Origin of the sequence: Spirillospora sp. NBC_01491 (genome assembly GCF_036227065.1) — a bacterium.
Lineage (GTDB): Bacteria > Actinomycetota > Actinomycetes > Streptosporangiales > Streptosporangiaceae > Spirillospora > Spirillospora xylanilytica.
On the sequence record NZ_CP109432.1, the window covers coordinates 5,560,352 to 5,579,039 of the forward strand.

At 72.9% G+C, this 18,688-nt stretch carries 18 protein-coding genes and 1 pseudogene; 7 read left to right on the forward strand and 12 right to left on the reverse strand.

Annotated features, from left to right (window positions below; translation table 11 throughout):
• Window positions 1-119: 119 nt before the first annotated feature.
• From OHA34_RS25925 to OHA34_RS25945, 5 genes are all read right to left on the reverse strand, one after another.
• Window positions 120-932 (reverse strand): SAM-dependent methyltransferase, encoded by an 813-nt coding sequence (locus tag OHA34_RS25925; protein ID WP_285938998.1) that lies wholly within the window; start codon window positions 930-932, stop codon window positions 120-122.
• 81 nt (window positions 933-1,013) lie between these two features.
• Window positions 1,014-2,042 carry a hypothetical protein gene (locus tag OHA34_RS25930; RefSeq protein ID WP_329519181.1) on the reverse strand — a complete coding sequence of 343 codons (1,029 nt, stop codon included), beginning with the start codon at window positions 2,040-2,042 and terminating at the stop codon, window positions 1,014-1,016.
• 1 nt (window position 2,043) lies between these two features.
• Entirely contained in the window at window positions 2,044-2,880 is an 837-nt protein-coding gene (locus tag OHA34_RS25935) for a patatin-like phospholipase family protein (protein WP_329519182.1), read from the reverse strand.
• A gap of 68 nt (window positions 2,881-2,948) precedes the next feature.
• A complete protein-coding gene (locus OHA34_RS25940) occupies window positions 2,949-3,593 on the reverse strand; it encodes a TetR/AcrR family transcriptional regulator (RefSeq protein ID WP_285938995.1) in 645 nt (214 codons plus the stop codon).
• A gap of 123 nt (window positions 3,594-3,716) precedes the next feature.
• A complete protein-coding gene (locus tag OHA34_RS25945) occupies window positions 3,717-4,226 on the reverse strand; it encodes a hypothetical protein (protein WP_285938994.1) in 510 nt (169 codons plus the stop codon).
• A 319-nt stretch (window positions 4,227-4,545) separates the two neighbouring features.
• On the opposite strand from OHA34_RS25945, the gene OHA34_RS25950 reads away from it, so the two are divergent.
• Window positions 4,546-5,616, forward strand: a complete 1,071-nt coding sequence (locus OHA34_RS25950) for a polyprenyl synthetase family protein (RefSeq protein WP_285938993.1) — start codon at window positions 4,546-4,548, stop codon at window positions 5,614-5,616.
• A gap of 21 nt (window positions 5,617-5,637) precedes the next feature.
• Here OHA34_RS25950 and OHA34_RS25955 read toward each other — a convergent pair whose 3' ends face one another.
• From OHA34_RS25955 to OHA34_RS38575, 6 genes and pseudogenes are all read right to left on the reverse strand, one after another.
• Complete coding sequence (locus OHA34_RS25955) at window positions 5,638-7,260, reverse strand: FAD-dependent oxidoreductase (RefSeq protein ID WP_285938992.1); 1,623 nt, start codon at window positions 7,258-7,260, stop codon at window positions 5,638-5,640.
• Window positions 7,261-7,428: 168 nt separating this feature from the next.
• Window positions 7,429-8,163: a class I SAM-dependent methyltransferase gene (locus OHA34_RS25960; RefSeq protein WP_329519183.1), complete on the reverse strand. Its 735-nt coding sequence runs from the start codon at window positions 8,161-8,163 to the stop codon at window positions 7,429-7,431.
• Window positions 8,160-9,332: a cytochrome P450 gene (locus OHA34_RS25965; RefSeq protein ID WP_329519184.1), complete on the reverse strand. Its 1,173-nt coding sequence runs from the start codon at window positions 9,330-9,332 to the stop codon at window positions 8,160-8,162. The genes OHA34_RS25960 and OHA34_RS25965 overlap by 4 nt, the downstream gene beginning before the upstream one ends.
• A 344-nt stretch (window positions 9,333-9,676) precedes the next feature.
• The gene (locus OHA34_RS25970) at window positions 9,677-10,141 is read right to left on the reverse strand and encodes a DUF6069 family protein (RefSeq protein WP_285938989.1); all 465 of its coding nucleotides are present in this window, start codon (window positions 10,139-10,141) and stop codon (window positions 9,677-9,679) included.
• Between the two features lie 162 nt (window positions 10,142-10,303).
• On the reverse strand, window positions 10,304-11,692 hold the full coding sequence (locus OHA34_RS25975; protein WP_285938988.1) for a serine/threonine-protein kinase: 1,389 nt from the start codon (window positions 11,690-11,692) through the stop codon (window positions 10,304-10,306).
• Between the two features lie 223 nt (window positions 11,693-11,915).
• Window positions 11,916-12,023 (reverse strand): annotated as a pseudogene (locus tag OHA34_RS38575) (hypothetical protein); the annotation flags it as partial.
• A gap of 192 nt (window positions 12,024-12,215) precedes the next feature.
• Between OHA34_RS38575 and OHA34_RS25980 the strand changes: the two are divergent.
• Together OHA34_RS25980 and katG are read left to right on the forward strand one after the other, a co-directional pair.
• Complete coding sequence (locus tag OHA34_RS25980) at window positions 12,216-12,647, forward strand: Fur family transcriptional regulator (protein WP_285938986.1); 432 nt, start codon at window positions 12,216-12,218, stop codon at window positions 12,645-12,647.
• Window positions 12,648-12,677: 30 nt separating this feature from the next.
• Window positions 12,678-14,909 (forward strand): catalase/peroxidase HPI, encoded by a 2,232-nt coding sequence (katG, locus tag OHA34_RS25985; RefSeq protein ID WP_329519185.1) that lies wholly within the window; start codon window positions 12,678-12,680, stop codon window positions 14,907-14,909.
• 47 nt (window positions 14,910-14,956) lie between these two features.
• On the opposite strand, the gene OHA34_RS25990 is transcribed toward katG, so the two are convergent.
• Complete coding sequence (locus OHA34_RS25990; RefSeq protein WP_285938984.1) at window positions 14,957-15,385, reverse strand: Fur family transcriptional regulator; 429 nt, start codon at window positions 15,383-15,385, stop codon at window positions 14,957-14,959.
• Between the two features lie 312 nt (window positions 15,386-15,697).
• On the opposite strand from OHA34_RS25990, the gene OHA34_RS25995 reads away from it, so the two are divergent.
• The 4 genes from OHA34_RS25995 to OHA34_RS26010 all read left to right on the forward strand — a co-directional run bounded on the left by OHA34_RS25995 (window position 15,698) and on the right by OHA34_RS26010 (window position 18,667).
• Entirely contained in the window at window positions 15,698-16,447 is a 750-nt protein-coding gene (locus OHA34_RS25995) for a protein-L-isoaspartate O-methyltransferase family protein (protein WP_285938983.1), read from the forward strand.
• Between the two features lie 56 nt (window positions 16,448-16,503).
• Window positions 16,504-17,322: an RNA ligase family protein gene (locus tag OHA34_RS26000; RefSeq protein ID WP_329519186.1), complete on the forward strand. Its 819-nt coding sequence runs from the start codon at window positions 16,504-16,506 to the stop codon at window positions 17,320-17,322.
• 78 nt (window positions 17,323-17,400) lie between these two features.
• Entirely contained in the window at window positions 17,401-18,150 is a 750-nt protein-coding gene (locus OHA34_RS26005; RefSeq protein ID WP_329522450.1) for a WD40 repeat domain-containing protein, read from the forward strand.
• Window positions 18,151-18,289: 139 nt separating this feature from the next.
• Complete coding sequence (locus OHA34_RS26010) at window positions 18,290-18,667, forward strand: VOC family protein (protein ID WP_329519187.1); 378 nt, start codon at window positions 18,290-18,292, stop codon at window positions 18,665-18,667.
• Window positions 18,668-18,688: the final 21 nt, after the last annotated feature.

Genomic DNA, 18,688 nt, shown 5'->3' on the forward strand with positions numbered 1-18,688 from the left:
TGACGGCCGCGCTGACCCCGCCGACGTACGCGTACCGCCTCTGACCTGAGGTCGGATCGGCCCAAGCTCGAGGGCGCGCCGACGGGCGCGCCCTCGGGCGGCGGGCACATGCCGGGCGTTCAGGCCTTGTGGCCGACGGCTCCGTAGAGCCATGTGCCGATTTTCTCGGCGGGTGCGTCGCCCTCGTCCGACTCGGGGTTCCACTGGTCGATGGTGACCAGGCCGGGGTCGACCGGGGTGAAGCCCTCGAAGAAGGGCGCGATCTCGGCCTTGCTGCGGAAGTAGATCGGCGTCGGCGTGGTCGCGTAGACGCCCTCGATCTGGTCGACGGCCTCCGGCGCGTGGCCCTCCGTGGTGACGTGGGTCGAGGACAGGTAGCTGCCCGGCGCCAGCGCGTCCCGCAGGGTGCCGAGGACCGAGCCGCGCTCCTCCAGGGTGAGGAAGTGGATCATGGCGATCATCAGTACCCCGACGGGCTCGTCGAAGTCGATCAGCCTGGTCGTCTCCGGGTGGTCGAGCACCTCGCGGGGACGGTGCATGTCGGCGAGGGCCACCGTGGTGCGGTCGTCGGCCGCCAGCAGGGCGCTGCCGTGCGCGCGCACCACCGGGTCGCTGTCGACGTAGACGACGCGGGCGTCGGGGGTGATCTCCCGGGCGATCTCATGGGTGTTGCCCGCGGTGGGGAGGCCGGAGCCGATGTCGAGGAACTGCCGGATCCCCTGGCGCGCCATGTAGCGCACCGAGCGGCGGAGGAACGCGCGGTTCTCCAGGGCCAGCAGGCCGATCTCGGGCATGGCCTGCGCGACGCGGTCGGCGGCGTCCCGGTCGATCTGGAAGTTGTCCTTCCCGTGCAGGTAGTAGTCGTACATCCGGGCGACGCTCGCCGTCGTGGGATCGATGCCGGGTGAGGGGGTGCTCCTCAGGTCCTGCACGCGCGGCCTCCAGTCAAGATCGTCAAGTGGGCGGCGCCAGCGTAGTCCGGCGGCCGGGCCCGACTCGTTGGTTCAAGGAAGTCACGCCTCGGGTGAACCCGGGCGCTCGCCGTCCGCCGCGGTGTGCCGGGCGTCGATCCAGGTGTCCACCCGTTCCCACTGCTCGTGGAACCACTCGGAGCGGGCCTCGGGATCGCGCGGGACGTTCTCGGCCGCGATCCGCCACCAGTGGGCGTGGACGGGGGCGGTGAGCGGGAGGCTGCGCCAGACGTCGCCGGCCGAGTCCATGTCCTCCAGGCCGCTGTGCGCGACGAACACCACGTCGGCGTCCGGCGCGGCGGCGATCGCGGCGAGGCTGCCGCCCGCACGCGGCGGCATGACGTGGCGCATGCGGGCGGCGCGGACCGCGTCGCGCTCCCGCCGCAGCCGCATCAGGCGGCGGATCGCGCGGAGCCGGCGGTCGGGGGTGAAATTGCCGCCCTCGGGGAAGATGAGCAGCGCGTCGCGGGGGCCGAGCCCGGTGGCGAGCGCCTCGATCCGCTCGACCGCGCCCCCGCCGCCGACGAACGCGTTCGGCAGCCGGTTCGCGGCGATGTCGATGCACGGGTCGAGCCGGAGCACCTCCTTCATCACCACTCGGGGCCGCCGCCCGTAGTCGGTGAGCAGGTGGTGGACGAGCAGCAGCGCGTCCCCGGGCCCGGCGTGCCGGCTGAGCACGATCAGCGGCCGGTCGCCCGCCGCGGCGCCCGGGCCCCGGTCGCCGTCGATCTCGATGCGCAGGCCGAACCGCCGCCGGGCGACGCGGTGCAGCCCGGCGACGTACCGGCGGATGATCTCGTAGTGCCGGTCCTGGTACCGCGCGCCGCGGCTCCGGCGGGACGGGGCGCGGCACCAGAGGAGGCCGCAGGCCAGCACCGCCCGCGACTCCAGCAGTCCCCAGGCCAGGGCGAACCACAGCAGCCGGGTCACCCGGTCGCGCCCGCCGCGGACGAGCGCCCGCTTCAGCGCGGCCGGCGTGTACACGAACGGGAACAGCAGCACGACCAGGGCGGTCAGCGCGAACAGCAGCGGGGTGCACAGCACGCGGCGCACCAAGGGGGGCGGCAGCATCTCATGCCTGTTCTCTCAGGTACTCCAAGGATGCCTCGTAGGCGCGATCGATGTGCGTCGCGATACCCGAGGCGTTCCGGTACCGCATCTGGGACAGATCGACCCCGGACCTCCCCGGCTCGCCCCCGGCCGGCAGGACGTGCACGGTGATCCCGTCGGGCAGGGCCGACATCTCCTCGAAGAAGCGGTGCCTGCGCGCGATCTCGAACGCGACCATGCCGACCTCCCAGGGGCGCCGGGGCGGCGCCAGGTCGCGCTCGATCCGGCCGACGTGCAGCACGTAGATCGTGGTGGCGCCCAGCTCGACGGCGCGGCCGACCGGGATGCTGTGCACCAGCCCGCCGTCGAAGTAGTGCCGGTCGCCGATCCGGACCGGCGGCAGCAGCCCCGGCGCGGCCGACGACGCCAGCACCGCCGGGATGATCGGGCCGGTGCAGAACCAGTGCGCCATCGCCGTCTCGATGCCCGCGGCGACGCACTGGAACGGGACGGCCAACTCGTCGAACGTCTCGACCGGCAGCAGCTCGGTCAGCATCCGGCGCAGCGGCTCGGCCGAGTGCAGATGGGTGCCGGAGCGGGCCAGCGTCCACAGCCGTTCCCAGACCGGCGTGCCGAGCGCCTCGCCCGCGCGCGCGTCGGACCACATGCCGGTCAGCCGCTCGACCGCCGCGCCCGGGTCGGCGGCGACCAGCGCGCCGTTCAGCGCCCCGATGGACGTCCCGACGACCAGGCCGGGCCGCACTCCGGTCTCGTCGAGCGCGCGCAGCATGCCGACCTCGTGCGCGCCGAGCATGCCGCCGCCGCCCAGCACGAACGCCACCCGCGATGTCCGCTCCACGCGCCCCCCTCGGTCCTGAACCCAGCCTCTCCGCCAGGAAGCAGGGCAAACCAGTGGCGCTTCCCGACCTAAGGGTCGGACGGTGCGAGGGCGCCGGTGAGGCCCGCCACGATCGCGGCGGCGGGCCCGGACTCGACCCCGGCGGCGATCAGGCAGGCGCGGGCGGCGCCCGCGGCGGGGGACTCCTCCCGCCAGACCTCCTCGTTCACCGCGCGCAGGAGGGCGAGCGTCAGCCCTTCCAGTGCCTGGGCCAGGACGGGGGCGGGCAGGTGCCGGGCGAAGTCGCCGTCCCGCTGGCCCTCCGCCAGCAGGACCGCGACCCGGTCGCGCACCGGCGCCAGCAGGCCGCTGATCCCCGAACCTGGCAGGCTGCGCTCGCCGAGGCTGATCAGCAGCCGGTACCGGTCCCCGACCTGCCACAGGGCCAGGAAGAAGCGGGCGAGCGTCTCGGCCGGCGACCCGGGCCTGCCGGCCTCGCGCTCGAACGTCTCGGTCATCTCCGCCAGCGCCTGCCCGGCGATGCCCGCGATCAGCGCGTCCCGGCTGGGGAAGTGGCCGTACAGCGTGCGGCGGACCACCCCGGCGGCGCGGGCGATGTCGTCCATGCTCGCGTCCGGCTCGCGGATCAGCTCCTCGGTCGCGGTGGCGAGGATCCGCTGCCGGTTGGCCTGGGCGCGCCGTCCCGCTCCGGTGGCCGGCTCTGCGTCCTGCATAGGGGTCCCTTCGCTTCGGCCGCCATTTTTTCACAACGATGTGCAGTCCGGATCGGCCGCGGGCGGCATCGCCGAGCACCGCGGCCGGCTGGACCACCGACCGCTCTCCGTACCCCGCGGCTTCTAGAACACCCTCATGGCCACGCGCACGCGAAAGTCCTCCAGGACCTCGGACTGGCGGCGGGCCCGCGAGATCAGCCGGTCGAGCCGGGCCCGGTCGAGCCGGTCGTCCCGGTCGGCCAGCCTCCGCAGCACGGCCCAGGCGGCGCCCTTGCCCTCCACGCCCAGCCGCAGCATCTCCAGCTCGGTGAACCCGCTGAGGGGCGAGGAGCGGGCGATCCGCCCGTTCAGCTTCAGCCGTCCGGCCAGCTCCGCCAGCCGTCCCATGTAGATCTTGTAGCGGCGGACCGGGACATCGAGGTGCGCCATGATCTCCAGCAGCGCGTCCCGGTCACTGCCGATCTCGTCGGCGAGCCGCCTCAGCTCGTCCCCCATCGGCCCGCGCCGGTGGGAGGCGGCGGTCCTGCGCGCCAACCAGACCCCGCCGGTGGCGCCGGCCAGGTGATCGTTGAGATAGATGCCCAGCGGGCCCGACCTGAGTCCGGTCCGGCTGACGATCGTCTTCGTCCCCATCATCGCCTCCAGTCGGCGCGCAGGCCGGACTCCGCCGCCGACGACGGGAAGGCCCCGATCGGGGACCTGCAACCAGGACCGGATGCACGGCGCATATGTCCAGGGACTTTCCCGCACCTTGTGCTCCGACACCCTTGTGGCGATATGCGGGGATTGTTTTGAGGAACCTCGGACGGCTGGGCACACGGCCGTCGCCCCCGGCCTTTAGGGGGCGTGATCTGTGGGGATGGCTCGTCTCGGAACCATTCCGAGGCCCGGGTGCGAGCCGACCTCGCGAGCACCGCCGCCGGGCCCGTCCGGCGGCCAGAAAGGAACCGAGGTGGCGACCACGCCCCTGCGGCCCGCCGCCCTGGATCTCACCGAGATCCGGGACGGGGTGGACGCGGTCCTGTACGGCTTCCTCGACGACCTGTGCCCCGCCGGGGACGACGGGCCGCTGCCGGTGCTGGCCGGTACCGTGCGCACCTTCCTGGGCGCCGGCGGCAAGCGGATCCGCCCCCTGCTGTGCATGATCGGCTGGCACGCCGGCGGCGGCGCGGGCGAGCCCGCCGCGGCGCTGCGCCTGGCCGCCGCGCTGGAGCTGTTCCACGCCGCCGTCCTCATGCACGACGACGTCATCGACGAGTCGCCGACGCGCCGCGGCCGTCCCACCGTCCACCACGTGCTGGCGGAGCACCGGCGGGCCGGTCCGGACCTGCGGTTCGGGACGAGCGCGGCCATCATCCTCGGCGACCTCACCCTGGCCTGGTCCGACCAGCTCGTCCGGTCCGCGGGCATGCCGGCGGACCGGCTCCAGGACGTGCTGCCGGTGCTGGAGGCCATGCGCACGGAGGTCAACCTCGGCCAGTTCCTCGACCTGGTCGCGACCGGGCGGCCCACCGCCGACCTTGAGGCGGCGCTGACCATCGCCCGCTACAAGACCGCCCACTACACGGTGCAGCGCCCGCTCCAGGCGGGCGCCGCCCTCGCCGGCGCGTCCCCGGACGTCCTGGCCGCGTGCTCGGCCTTCGGGATCCCGCTGGGCGAGGCGTTCCAGCTCCGCGACGACCTCCTCGGCGTCTTCGGGGATCCGTCGCGCACCGGCAAGCCGGTCGTGAGCGATCTGCGGGAGGGCAAGCACACGCCGCTCATCGCCCTGGCCCTGAGGCGCGCCGGATCGGCGCAGAGCGCCACCCTGCACGCCCGGCTCGGGAATCCGCGGCTGGACGAGGCGGGCGCCGCCGAGGTGCGCCGCGTCCTCAGCGCGACCGGAGCGCCCGGCCTGGTGGAGCAGATGATCGCCGAGCGCCATGCCCAGGCGCTCGACGTCCTGGCCGCCGCCCCCTTCCGCCCGGCCGCGGCCGACGCCCTGCGCGCCATGGCCGACATCGTGGTGCGCAGGACCGGGTGATCCGTTCCGACCGTTCCGCGATCAGCGGGCGGAGGGCGGCGGGCCGGGCAGGACGGCGTGCAGCGCGGCGCGCAGCTCGGCGGCGGGCGCGGAGGCCGGTCCGGGGTGGCGCCAGGCGACGAAGCCGTCCGGGCGGACCAGGAGCGCGCCGTCCGGGCCGATCCCATGCCGGACGGCCGCGTCGGCCGGGGCGGGGCCGGTTCCGAACCGCTTCACGGTGACCGGTACCGGCAGGTCGCGGGCCGCCGCCGTCCACCCCCGGCCGGACGGGCCGGTCAGCAGGACGAACCGCGAACCGTACAGGTCGATCGTGGACGATCCGGGGCCCTCGCCCAACGACAGGTGCGGGGCGCGGGTGCCGGGCTCTCCGCACAGGTCGCCGGGCTGCACCGGACCGGCGGGGGAGCGGCCGCCGCCGGTCACCGCCGCGGAGCGGTAGCGGTAGCCCATCATCACCGTGACCCGGTCCACGATCGCGTCGCCGCCCCCCTCGGAGCCGGGGCCGGAGCCGGAGCCGGGGCCGAAACGGAACTGGGAGCGCGCGACCGCCTGCCGCATCGTGAACTCGCCGACCGGACGCCGTTCGTCCTGGTAGGTGTCGAGGAGCAGGTCACCGGCGTGGCCGCGGAGGACGGCGGCGAGCTTCCAGGCCAGGTTGCGCGCGTCCTCCACCCCGGTGGCGCCGCCGAACCCGCCGGTGGGGGGCATCAGGTGCGCGGCGTCCCCGATCAGGAACACCCGTCCGGCCCGGTAGGAGGCCGCCACGGCGGCGGCGACGCGGAACCGCAGGGCGGTCTGCTCCGTTCCGGCTATCTGCGGACGGAGCCGCACCGGCACCGCGGGCAGCCCGGCCGCCGCGCGCACCAGCTCGACGCAGCGGCCCGGCCCCGGCATGCCGGAACGCGGGTCGTCGGAGGTCCCGAACACCCAGCGGAGACCGGCCCGGTCCAGTGCCATCAGGAAGGTCTTCGGCCGGGGACGCTCCAGGAAGGCCATGTGCACGGTGCGGCCCGCCAGCGCCGGCCGCAGATCCGCGTCGACCATCAGCGTGAGCAGGTGGTAGAAGTCGCCGGGCCCCTCCATCGGCACGCCCAGCCGGTGCCGGACCGGGCTGTCCGCGCCGTCCGCCGCGACGACGTACCGGGCCCGCAGCCGGTGCTCGGCGCCGTCGAGGCCGCGCAGCCGCGCGTGCACCGCGCCGTCGCGTTCGGCCAGGTCGCGCAGCTCCATGCCGAACCTGATCCGGGCGCCCAGCTCGCCCGCCCGGGTCCGCAGCAGCGCCTCCACGCTGTCCTGGTCGATCGCCGTGCCCGTGCAGGGGCTGGCCTCCGCGGCCCGCTCGCCGTCGCCCTGCGCGTCCACCGGCAGGTGCCCGCCGGCCAGCGTCTCCGCCCGGACGGCCACGTATTCGTCCGGCGCGGCGAAGTCGACGCGGGCCGCCTGGATCCGCGGCTCCAGCCCGACCTGCCGGTAGAGCTCCAGGGTGCGCGGCCCCAGGCTGCGTTGCCGCGGATGGCTCAGCAGGTCCGGGTGGCGCTCCACGAGCGTGCAGCGCACCCCGTGCCAGGCGAGGAACACCGCGCAGGACAGCCCGGTCAGGCCGCCTCCGACGACGAGCACCTCGCAGTCCTCGGCCCGTCCCATCCGGCCCCCTCCTCCCACGGTCGACGCCCCGAGCCGTGGCCCGGCCACGCGGGCCGGGCCACGACCGATCGGGTTCCGCATCTCCTAGTACCAGTAACGCATCGCGCACCTCCTCTCGCGCCGGGCATCCTCGGGCCGCCCGCACCGCGCGGCCCCGGCTCTGGCCGATCAGCCCCGCCGGGCGATCAGCGTCCCCTTGTCGCCGAGAGGTCCCGCCTCGGCCCCGCTCGTCCCGGTGAGGCCCACCGCGCGCAGGTCGGCGAGCACGTCGGGCGGACGGTGGAAGTGGTGCTCGCCCTCCACGGTCTCGGTCAGCGCGAGCACGCCGCCGATGTAGGTGCGGTAGACGTGCCGGATCCCGGCCAGGTCGGGGCCCTGGGGCCACACCGCCGTCGACCGCGTGTAGCGGCACTCCCCCTGCCGCGCGGCCCGCACCTCGCGTTCGGGCTGGTCCGGGACGGGCTCGTCGTCCACCATGTCCATGGCCAGCAGCCCGTCCGGCGCGAGATGCTCCGCCAGGCGGGCGAAGAACGCCCGGCGGGACGGCGGCGGGATGTGTTCCAGCACCGCGGACAGGTAGACGTAGTCGAAGCGGCGGCCGAACCGGAAGTCCGGCGCGGTGGCGCCGAGCACGGTCACCCGGTCCCGGAACTCCGGCCGTCCGGCCAGCTTGGCCAGCAGGAGCGCGCGCATCGCGGGCGAGCTCTCCAGGCAGTGCACGGTGGCGGCGCGGCGCGCCACCGCCAGGGTCATCCGCCCGGTGCCGGGACCGATCTCCAGCGCGTGCCCGCCCTCCGGGACGAGCCCGGCGAAGAACGCGATCAGGGCGGGAGAGCCCGTACCGGTGTGGAGCAGGTCGTAGTATCCGGCCATCGTCCCGTACGGGTCGGTGCCGCCCGTCATCGCAGGGTGACGTCGAAGCGGTCGAGGCTCCGCAACGTCAGGTTCGGGTGGTACACCGGCGCGGCCACGGCGTGGACGGACGGGTGGCGGTCGGCGAGCACGCCGAGCGCCGTCCGGGTGAAGACGGTGGTGGACGGGGAGCCGAGGCATGATTTGGGGCCCCGGCCGAAGCCGAGGTGCGGATTGGGATGGCGGTCCAGCCGTATCGCGTCCGGGTCGGGGAACCGGTCCGGATCGCGGTTCGCCGCGCCCAGCAGCAGCGTCACCCCTTCCCCGGCCCGCACGGTCACGCCGCCCACCTCGGTGTCGGTCACGCACGCCCGCGCCACCGCCTGGATCGGCGAGGTGTAGCGGATCAGCTCCTCCACCGCCCGTCCCGGATCGGGGGCGTCGCGGACGTCCTCCAGCCTGACGGCCCGCTCGTGCAGGGCCGCCGCTGCGGCCAGGGCCAGCAGCTTGCTGCGCGAGCTGTACCCGCTGAACAGCAGCCCCCGGACCGTGTTGGACAGGACCGACGGGTCCACGCCGCTGCCGGCCGCCCGGGCCGCGACCGCGCCGACGATGCCGCCGGTCGGCGGGTCGGCGAGCCACCCGTCGATGAGCCTGGCGGACTGCTCCTGGGCGACCTGGACGGGCGCCGCGCGCTCGGGCCAGAGCCCGGCGTCCATGCCGGCCGCCGCCGCCCGCCCGATGCCGCTGATCCAGTCCCCGTCCGGCACCGGCACGCCCAGGTAGTCGGCGGTGACCGACAGCGCCAGCGGCTCGGCGAACTCGGTGAGGAGGTCGAAGGAGGGACGGTCCTCCAGCGCGGCCAGCAGCTCGGCCGCACGCGCCGCGATCAGCCGCTCGATGTCCGGGCCGTCCTGCTCCCGCAGCAGGTCCATGAAGAACCGCCGGACGACGGTGTGCTCGGGCGGGTCCAGCGTCATCATGTTGACCGTCCGCGGCGGCAGGGTCTCGCCCACGCGCCGCCAGTCGGCGGCGAAGCGCGAGCTGTCCCGCAGCACGGTCACGCAGTCGGCGTGCCGGGTGAACATCCACGACCCGAGGCGTTCGTAGAAGAACGCGGGCCGTTCGGCGCGCAGAACGGCGAGGGCGGGATAGGGATCGGCGATCACTTCGGGGCGGGCGAGGGACATGATCGGGTCGCTGGAGAGCGCTTCGGGCACGGTGGGTCCCCTTCATCCTCCGCCGGGGCCACGGCCCGAGCGGTGTCCGACCGGCGGTCCTTCACGCCGTGGCCGCCCCGCCACGGTTGCCGGTCAGTCTCGATATCGGTGAACGGAATCCCGGCCGGCCGCCCCTCGCGGGACGGCTGATACGGTCGGGGAACGCGGCCGACCTCCTTTCGGAGCGGGCCGCTGAACCCCTTAACGTTCAGCCCCGGGGCCGACTTCTGCACAGAGCGGGATCACCCGATGATCTCCACGCTCCATTGGCGATTTATGATCTTGACAATGGCGGCCCGGGGCGTCCGCCACCCTTCCCGTGTTCCTCGTGCGAACGGCCCGTTTCAGGTGCCGCTCTCGGCCCCGTGGCGGCCGGAGGCCGAGAACCGCGACATCGGCAGGAGCGCGACGGCCACCGTCACGTGAATGACCACGAGCATCACGCGGGTGCCGGTCGTGGCCTGCACGAGCCAGATCGGCACCAGCGACAGGGCCAGCACCACGGCGGCCATCGTGTTCCAGATCGCCCGGGCCCGCCGGGTGAAGCGCTCCAGCACGGCCAGCGCGCCCCAGCCGAGCAGCCCGCACTGCAAGGTGAACCCGCTGATCTGCGCCAGGGTGAAGGGGTCGGACTCGCCGGAACCGGAGCCGGAGACCGTGAAGTCGGTCCCCGCCGCGCGGCCGGCCAGGAACAGTGCACTGGCGGCCACCACCGCGCCGCCGATGGCGGCGGCCCGGGTCCCCCTGCGCCGGGACGCGGTGGAGGTGGGCTGGGCGGTGCGCGTCGTGGTCCGCATCGTGATCGTCATGGGGGACATCTCCTTCGACGGGGGCGGGTCCCGGAGGCTCCGGGGCCGCTGACCTGGTGTCTTGCTCGATGTCCCCACCATGGCCGACCCCCCTTACGGCTTCTTTTCGATGCCCTTACCGCTCCCTGTCGACGTACCGGAAGTGACGTGGCTGGTAAGCCGTCATTTGAGTCTGGTGCACAGGGTGACGCTGTTGCCGTAGGTGGCTTTGTAGACCTTGACCTCGTTGGACTTCAGCATGCACGGGGAGGAGCTGGTCGACGTCCTCAAGAACAGGCCCGGGTTGCGTGAGGTCACGATCCGTTCGGCGGCGGCGGACCAGCAGGGGACCTTGACCCACATGGACCGCTTCGTGTCGTGATGCAGGCAGCTCCCGGACTTCGCCGACGATGCGTCGCCCGCCAGCTTGAGGCCCTCGGTGGCGGAGACGGCGAACGAGGTGTTGTCGTGGTACAGGAGCCCGCAGACGATGGCGGCGCCGGCCAGCAGGGTGGCCCAGGTCTCCCAGTCCGAGCTCTCGTCCTTCTTCGCCGGCGTCTCGGTCTTGGGCGTCGGCGGCCGGGTCTCCTTCGCCGGAGCCCGCCCGACGGTCTCCGGCGGCTTCTTCGGCCGCTCCACCGGCTTCTTCTGCACCGGTTTCTTCTGTACTGGTTTCTTCTCCGGCGGCTTCTTCTCCGGGAGCTTCTTGGTCGGCGGCAGTCCGGCGCCCCCGGACCCGGTGACCTTGGCCGGCGGCTCGTCGAGCAGGGCCAGCGCCTGGTGGACGGTCGGGCGCTTGAGGGGGTCCTTCTTCATCAGCCGCTTGATGAGCGGCGCGAGCCGCCCCGCGTGCTCGGGACGGGGCGCCTTCTCGTCCGACAGGATCGCGTTGTTGATCTCGGTCAGGCTGGCCCCGCCGAACGGCGGGACGCCCTCGACCGCGTAGTACAGGGTCGCCCCGAGCGAGAACAGGTCACTCGCCCCCTGGTCCGGCTTGCCGAGGATGCGCTCCGGCGCGGTGTAGCCGGGCGTGCCGAGGAACATCCCGGGCCCGGTGAGCCGAAGGTCGTCCTGCTGGACCGCGATCCCGAAATCGGTGAGCATGACCTCGCCGTCGGAGGTCAGCATGACGTTGGCCGGCTTCACGTCGCGGTGCACGATCCCCGCGCCGTGCGCCGCCTTCAGCGCCTTCAGCATCGCCCTGGCCACCGCCACCGCGGCCTTCTCGTCCAGCCGGCCGTGCGCGGCGACCTCGTCGTACAGCGACCGCCCGGAGACCAGCTGCATGATCATCCAGGGCACGCCGTCCTCGACGGCCACGTCGTGGACCGCGACGATGTTGGGATGGTCGCGCACCTTCGCCGCGTTGCCGGCCTCGCGTCCGGCCCGCTGGATCATCTCGGTCCGTGCGGCGGCCGAGATCCCCGGATGCAGCCACACCTCCTTGACCGCGACCTCCACCTGGAGGGTCAGATCCCAGCCGCGCCAGACCCGCCCGAACCCCCCCGACGCCAGTTCCCCGTCCAGCCGGTAGCGGCCACCGATCACCTGGCCCGGTCTCGTCTCCCTCACCCTCACCACCTCGTTAGGATCATAAGGACAAAGGTGTTCCTTCAACAGTGAAAACGTGGCAGAGCGTGCCCGGACGGCCGCTCACCCCGGCGGGACGGTCCAGCCGGTGCTGGTGGCCCACCGTTCGGCGGCACCTATCAGGACGTCGGTGGCCGGGGCCTTGATCTGCCCGTAGTCCATGAAGTCCGGCACGCTCACCGCCAGCCGTCGCTTGAACGCCCCCCCATGACCGGCGGGCCCGCTCGTCGGCGCGCAGGCAGTCGCGGAACAGCAGCGCGAATCGGGCGTTGGCCCCGGTGTCCTCCCGGAGGTGGACGTTGCAGGTGCGGGCGGGGACGGTGTTCGTCGGGAAACGGCATAGCGCCGCACGCTACCGTCGGCCGCTCGCCGTGTCCCGGGGCCGCGGGTCCGGGGGAGCGGGTCAGGGAGCGTAGCCGGTACGTGCCCGCTGCCCACCCTCGTGCGGGGCGTCCCGGCTGCTGAAGTCTTGACTGGTTCCAGAAAGTGGGCGAGCCTGTGGGACGTGTCGACGACGTCGGACTTGCGGCAGTTGCTGCGCGGGGCCGCCTTGCGCGTGACCCGTCCTCGGATGGCGGTGCTGGGCGCGGTGTACGCGCATCCGCACGCCGACACGGACTCGATCATCCGTGCCGTGCGCCGGGACCTCCCCGAGGTGTCCCACCAGGCCGTGTACGACTCGCTGCACACGCTGACGGCCGCGGGCCTGGTGCGGCGCCTCCAGCCGTCGGGCTCGGTGGCCCGCTACGAGTCGCGGGTCAGGGACAACCACCATCACGTGGTGTGCCGGGCGTGCGGTGTCGTCGCCGACGTCGACTGCGCGGTCGGCGAGGCCCCTTGCCTGACCGCGTCCGACGACCGCGGCTTCTCGATCGACGAGGCCGAGGTCATCTACTGGGGCCTGTGCCCCGACTGTTCCACCGCCCGCAGTTCCTGAGCACGGTCCCCCTGGTCCGGAAGGATGCCCATGTCTGAGAACAACGACGCGATCGTCACAGACGCGAAGACGGAGAGCGGAGACGGCTGCCCGGTCGCGCACGGGCGCACCCCGCACCCCACCCAGGGCGACGGGAACCGCCAGTGGTGGCCGGAACGGCTCAACCTGAAGATCCTCGCCAAGAACCCCGCCGTGGCGAACCCCCTCGGCGAGGAGTTCGACTATGCCGAGGCGTTCGGGAGCCTCGACCTCCCGGCCGTGAAGCGGGACATCGCGCAGGTGCTGACGACCTCGCAGGACTGGTGGCCGGCCGACTTCGGGAACTACGGCCCGTTCATGATCCGGATGGCCTGGCACAGCGCCGGCACCTACCGGATCAGCGACGGCCGCGGCGGCGCCGGGGCCGGCCAGCAGCGCTTCGCCCCCCTCAACAGCTGGCCCGACAACGGGAACCTCGACAAGGCCCGGCGGCTGCTGTGGCCGGTCAAGAAGAAGTACGGCCAGAAGCTCTCGTGGGCCGACCTGCTGATCCTCACCGGCAACGTCGCCCTGGAGTCGATGGGCTTGGAGACCTTCGGGTTCGCCGGCGGCCGGGAGGACGTCTGGGAGCCCGACGGCGACGTCTACTGGGGCCCCGAGTCCACCTGGCTGGACGACGAGCGCTACACCGGCGACCGGGAGCTGGAGAACCCCCTGGCCGCCGTCCAGATGGGTCTCATCTACGTCAACCCCGAGGGACCGAACGGCACCCCGGACCCGGTCGCCGCGGCCCGCGACATCCGGGAGACGTTCCGCCGGATGGCGATGAACGACGAGGAGACGGTCGCCCTGATCGCGGGCGGCCACACCTTCGGCAAGACGCACGGCGCGGGCCCGGCCGACCACGTCGGCCCCGACCCCGAGGGCGCCTCGATCGAGGACCAGGGCCTCGGCTGGAAGAACACCTTCGGCACCGGCAAGGGCGGCGACGCCATCACCAGCGGCCTTGAGGGCATCTGGACGAACACCCCGGTGACGTGGGACAACAGCTTCTTCGAGATCCTGTTCGGCTACGAGTGGGAGCGGACCAAGAGCCCCGCCGGCGCGTGGCAGTGGCAGCCGAAGGACGGCGCCGGGGCGGGCACCGTCCCCGACGCCCACGACGCGTCGAAGAGCCACGCTCCGACGATGCTGACGACCGACCTCTCGCTCCGGTTCGACCCGGTCTACGAGCAGATCTCGCGGCGCTTCCACCAGAACCCCGACGAGTTCGCCGACGCCTTCGCCCGCGCGTGGTTCAAGCTGACCCACCGCGACATGGGCCCGGTCGTGCGCTACCTCGGCCCCGAGGTCCCGGCCGAGACGCTGCTGTGGCAGGACCCCCTGCCCGCGGTGACGCACGCGCTCGTCGGGGCCGCGGAGACCGCCTCCCTCAAGGAGCAGATCCTCGCCTCCGGCCTGTCGGTGTCCCAGCTCGTGTCCACCGCCTGGGCGTCGGCCTCGACGTTCCGCGGCGGCGACAAGCGCGGCGGCGCCAACGGCGCGCGCGTCCGCCTCGAACCGCAGAACGGCTGGGAGGTCAACGACCCCGACGAGCTGGCGGCGGTGCTGCGCGTCCTGGAGGGGATCCAGGAGACCTTCAACGCCGCCCGGACCGGCGGCGCGCAGGTCTCGCTCGCCGACCTGATCGTGCTCGCCGGCGGTGCGGCCGTCGAGCGGGCCGCCAAGGACGCCGGTGTCGACGTCGAGGTCCCCTTCACTCCGGGCCGCGCGGACGCGTCGCTGGAGCACACCGAGGTGGAGTCGTTCGCCGCGCTCGAACCGTCCGCCGACGGGTTCCGCAACTACCTCGGGAAGGGCGACCGGCTGCCCGCCGAGTACCTGCTGATCGACCGGGCGAACCTGCTGACCCTGAGCGCCCCCGAGACGACCGTCCTGGTCGGCGGCCTGCGCGTGCTGGGCGCCAACCACCAGGGGTCGCCGCTGGGCGTCCTCACCGCGACCCCTGGGGCCCTGACCAACGACTTCTTCGTCAACCTGCTCGACCAGGGCACGACGTGGAAGGCGACGGCCGGGGACGCCAACACCTTCGAGGGGCGCGACGCCGCCACCGGCGAGGTCAGGTGGACCGGCAGCCGGGTCGACCTCGTCTTCGGGTCGAACTCCGAGCTGCGCGCGCTCGCGGAGGTCTACGCGAGCGATGACGCGAAGGAGAAGTTCGTGCGCGACTTCGTCGCGGCGTGGGCCAAGGTGATGGACCTCGACCGGTTCGACCTCGTCTGATCACGACGTCCGGGCCGGCCGGCGCGCGCCGGCCGGCCCGGACGCTCTCAACGCGGACGGCACCGCGGGCACAGTCCCCAGAACGTGATGTCGGCCTCGTCGACCAGGTAGCCGGCGTCGTCCGCCGGGTCCAGGCAGGGCGGATGCCCCACGGCGCAGTCGACGTCCTTGGCCGCTCCGCAGTTCCGGCACACTAGGTGGTGGTGGTTGTCGCCGACGCGTCCCTCGAACCGGGCCGGGCTGCCGGCCGGCTCGATGCGGCGCACGAGTCCCGCCGCGGTGAGCGCGTGGAGGGCCTCGTACACGGCCTGGAGCGAGATGTGGCCCACGCGGTCGCGCACCCCGGTGGCGATCGCCTCGACGCCGAGGTGGTCACCGTCCCGGACGGTCTCGAGCAGCGCGACGCGGGCCGCCGTCACCCGCAGGCCGGCACCGCGCAGTTCCTCGGCGGTGGTCGGAGCCAGGGGTGCGGTCATAGCACCAAATCTACCTTCATGGACGCAGAAGAGTCGGCGACCCGCACCATGCGGCACCACCCCGGCGATGGCACCGCGCTTTTGTCATGACGAGGTCATGGCGGAGGCGGGCCTCGGCCAAGTCCTTGTTCGGCGCGAGGCGCCGTGCCTAGGGTGTCGGCGGTGAAGTGGTCTGACCGAGGGGGCAAGGATGGGTAAGCACGGGAAGCCGGTGCCCTGTTCAGGCTGCGGCGGCAATGGGAAGACCGAGACCTGGCAGGACGGGAAGAAGTCGTCCATCACGTGCCCGATGTGCAACGGGACCGGCCAGGCGTGACCCCGGCCAGCCGGCGCGACTTCATCCCGGATCGGATCTGGCACGCCGAGCCCGGCGAGCCGCTCACGCCCCTCGACCGGGCCGACCGGCCGGGCCTGTGGGAACGGGTGGCCGCCTCGGACGAGGCGGTGGTGACCCAGGTCTCCGTCGATCCGCACGGGATGGTGTGGCCCACCTCGTCCTCGTCGGCCCCCTACCTCATGCGCGAGATGCTCGACGCGCTCGGGCCGGTGGCGGGCCGGAGCGTCCTGGAGATCGGCACCGGCACCGGCTACAACGCCGCGCTCATGGCCGAGGCCGGAGCCGACGTCACCACCGTGGAGATCGACCCGGACCTGGCGTCCGCCGCGTCCGCCGCGCTGGAACGCGCGGGGTTCGCCGACCGGGTCAGGGTGCTCGTCGCGGACGGCGAGGCCGGCGCGCCCGACCACGCGCCCTTCGACCGGGTCATCGCGACGGCGGCGGCCCACACCGTCCCCTACGCGTGGGTCGCCCAGACCCGCGAGGGCGGCCGGATCGTCGTGCCGTTCACCGGAGCCGAGTGCCCGGGGGCCCTGCTCGTCCTGGACGTGGCCGATGGCATCGCGGCCGGCGGGGCCGTGGGCGATGCGTTCTTCATGCCGCTGCGGGCCCAGAAGCAGCCGCAGGCCGTGTTGCAGGCCGAGCGGGCGCCCGGCGCCCTGGAGAGCCTCCGAGTAACGGTCGACCCGTCCGGCCAGACCGTCCATATCCAGCCTTGCGGATAGGGGCGCGACCGGACCGTGTTTATCCAGCCGATAGGGGCTTCTGGGACAATCGCGTCGTGACTCTGTCAGAGACCGATCCCGCGCAGAACTCGATGCTCCGCAGTGTCGACCTTGACGCGCTCAACAGCGCCACCAAGTATCCGAGCATCCCGACCTACCACCCCCTCGACTCCTCGAACGGCAGCCTGCTGGACGAGCCGACCGCGTTCGCCGACGAGGACGCCCAGGTGGTCCTGACCGAGAAGGTCGACGGAACCAACTCCAGGATCATCACCTTCCCGAGCGGCGAGTACGTCATCGGCAGCCGCGAGGAACTCCTGTACGCCAAGGGTGACCTGCTCGGCAACCCGGCTCTGGGAATCGCCGCCGCCCTGCGTCCCCTGGCGGGCCGCCTCACGCCACCGGCCGGCGGTGTCCGCGTCCTGTTCCTGGAGGTCTACGGAGGCAAGGTCGGTGGCGCCGCCCGCCAGTACAGCGGCCACCGCACAGTCGGGCACAGGCTCTTCGACGCCGCGGACATCCCCGCGGAGACGCTCACGTGGCCGCGCCCGCGCATCTCGGCGTGGCGTGAGGAGGGCGGCCAAGCCTTCCTGGGAGAGGCCGAGCTCGCCGCGCTGGCGGACACCGAAACGGTGCCCCTGGTGCCAAGGATCGGCGCCCTCGAATCAGCGGACCTTCCCACGCGCCTGGACGAAACCCGCGAGTTCCTCACGCGGCATCTTCCGACCACACGTGTGGCGCTGGATGACGAGGCGGGTGGACGACCGGAGGGCATCGTGGTGCGGACCACCACCCGGTCAGTGATCGCGAAAGCTCGCTTCCAAGACTATGAGCGCACTCTGAAGCGCCGTGCCTCCAAGGAGAAGCGGGGCTGAGGGCTGCCCCGTAACGGTCGGCCGGTCCGGACGTCCAGGGCGAGGAAGATCGCGGACGCCGGGCCCGACTTGTTCTACGTGGCCGCCGGGGTTCACCAGGGCCGGGTGATCCTCGCCGGCGGCAGCGAACACCATGGCCTGGCGGCCTGGGATCTCGACAACGGCGCCGTGCTGCTGACGTCCTCCCTTGAGGAGGACGATCGTCCGCTGTGGTCGGTGACCTCCTTCGAAGTGGACGGGCAACTCTGGTTCGCCTGCGGCGGCGACTACAACTGGCAGGTCAGCCTGTGGGGGCCTTCCGGCGGTGAGCTGGTGGAGTTGGACAGCTCCGACCGGGGCGCCGTCCTCTCCCTGGTCGGCGGACGACTGGGGCATCGCACGGTACTGGCGGCGGGTGGCTTCGATGCCCAGGTCGCCCTGTGGGACCTGCGTTCGCGCGAGCGGCTCGCCACCTTCTCCCACCTGGAAGGCGTAGGGGTGCGCGGCCTGGCCCTGACCTCCCTCGGCCGCCGTCCAGTGGTGGTCGGCGGCGACGAGAGCGGCGACCTGTACGTGTGGGACGCCGACGGTTCGCTCGTGACGATCCTGAACTGCCATGACGTGGGCATCTGGACCCTGGACGCCGCTGTGGTCGATGGCCGTACCATCGCGGTCACCGCCGGCGAGGACGGAACCGTGCGCACCTGGGATCTGGCCGAGGGCCGCCAATCCGGCGAGGTCCTCGTCAGCGGCAAGGCAAAGGTCCTGATCACCCGATTCGGTGGCCGCCAGGTCGCCCTGGCCGGTGACAGGAGGGAGGGGATCATCCGGGGCTGGTACCTGTCGTGAGTCATGACGGGACGGCCTTGAGGGCCTGAAATCTTCTCGCCCCTGCCCGCCTCGCCCGGTACGGTCGCGAGAGTTGTTCTCACTGCGGGGACCCGCGCGGCCACCCCGGCAGTTCCCACGCTGAGAGTTGGTTTCGTCGATGGCATGCCGTATCAGTGAGCTCGTGCTCAACTGCCGCGACCCCGAGGTGCTGGCGCGGTTCTGGTGCGAGGTCCTGGACTTCGTGGTGCTCGACCGCGAGGAGGACTGCATCGAGATCGGGTCGCGCGAAGGGTTCGGCGGCCCGCAACCGACGATCATCCTCAGCCGCACCGACGAGCCGAAGAACGGGAATCTTCCGCTGCACATCGACGTCAACGCCACCGACCGCGATCAGGACGCCGAGCTCGAACGCCTCCTGACGATCGGGGCGCGCCCGGCCGACGTCGGCCAGACCGGCGAGGAGCCCTGGCACGTCCTCGCCGATCCCGAAGGCAACGAGTTCTGCCTGCTCAAGCCCCGCCTCGCCGCACTCTGACGGCCTTCGCCCGCTCGGGGC

Coding starts and splice junctions, on each gene's coding strand:
- OHA34_RS25940 (WP_285938995.1), bottom strand. CDS start 3,593: ATGCAGGACGCAGAGCCGGCCACCGGAGCGGGACGGCGCGCCCAGGCC.
- katG (WP_329519185.1), top strand. CDS start 12,678: ATGTCTGAGAACAACGACGCGATCGTCACAGACGCGAAGACGGAGAGC.
- OHA34_RS25970 (WP_285938989.1), bottom strand. CDS start 10,141: ATGACGATCACGATGCGGACCACGACGCGCACCGCCCAGCCCACCTCC.
- OHA34_RS25955 (WP_285938992.1), bottom strand. CDS start 7,260: ATGGGACGGGCCGAGGACTGCGAGGTGCTCGTCGTCGGAGGCGGCCTG.
- OHA34_RS25945 (WP_285938994.1), bottom strand. CDS start 4,226: ATGGGGACGAAGACGATCGTCAGCCGGACCGGACTCAGGTCGGGCCCG.
- OHA34_RS25990 (WP_285938984.1), bottom strand. CDS start 15,385: ATGACCGCACCCCTGGCTCCGACCACCGCCGAGGAACTGCGCGGTGCC.
- OHA34_RS25930 (WP_329519181.1), bottom strand. CDS start 2,042: ATGCTGCCGCCCCCCTTGGTGCGCCGCGTGCTGTGCACCCCGCTGCTG.
- OHA34_RS26010 (WP_329519187.1), top strand. CDS start 18,290: ATGGCATGCCGTATCAGTGAGCTCGTGCTCAACTGCCGCGACCCCGAG.
- OHA34_RS25960 (WP_329519183.1), bottom strand. CDS start 8,163: ATGACGGGCGGCACCGACCCGTACGGGACGATGGCCGGATACTACGAC.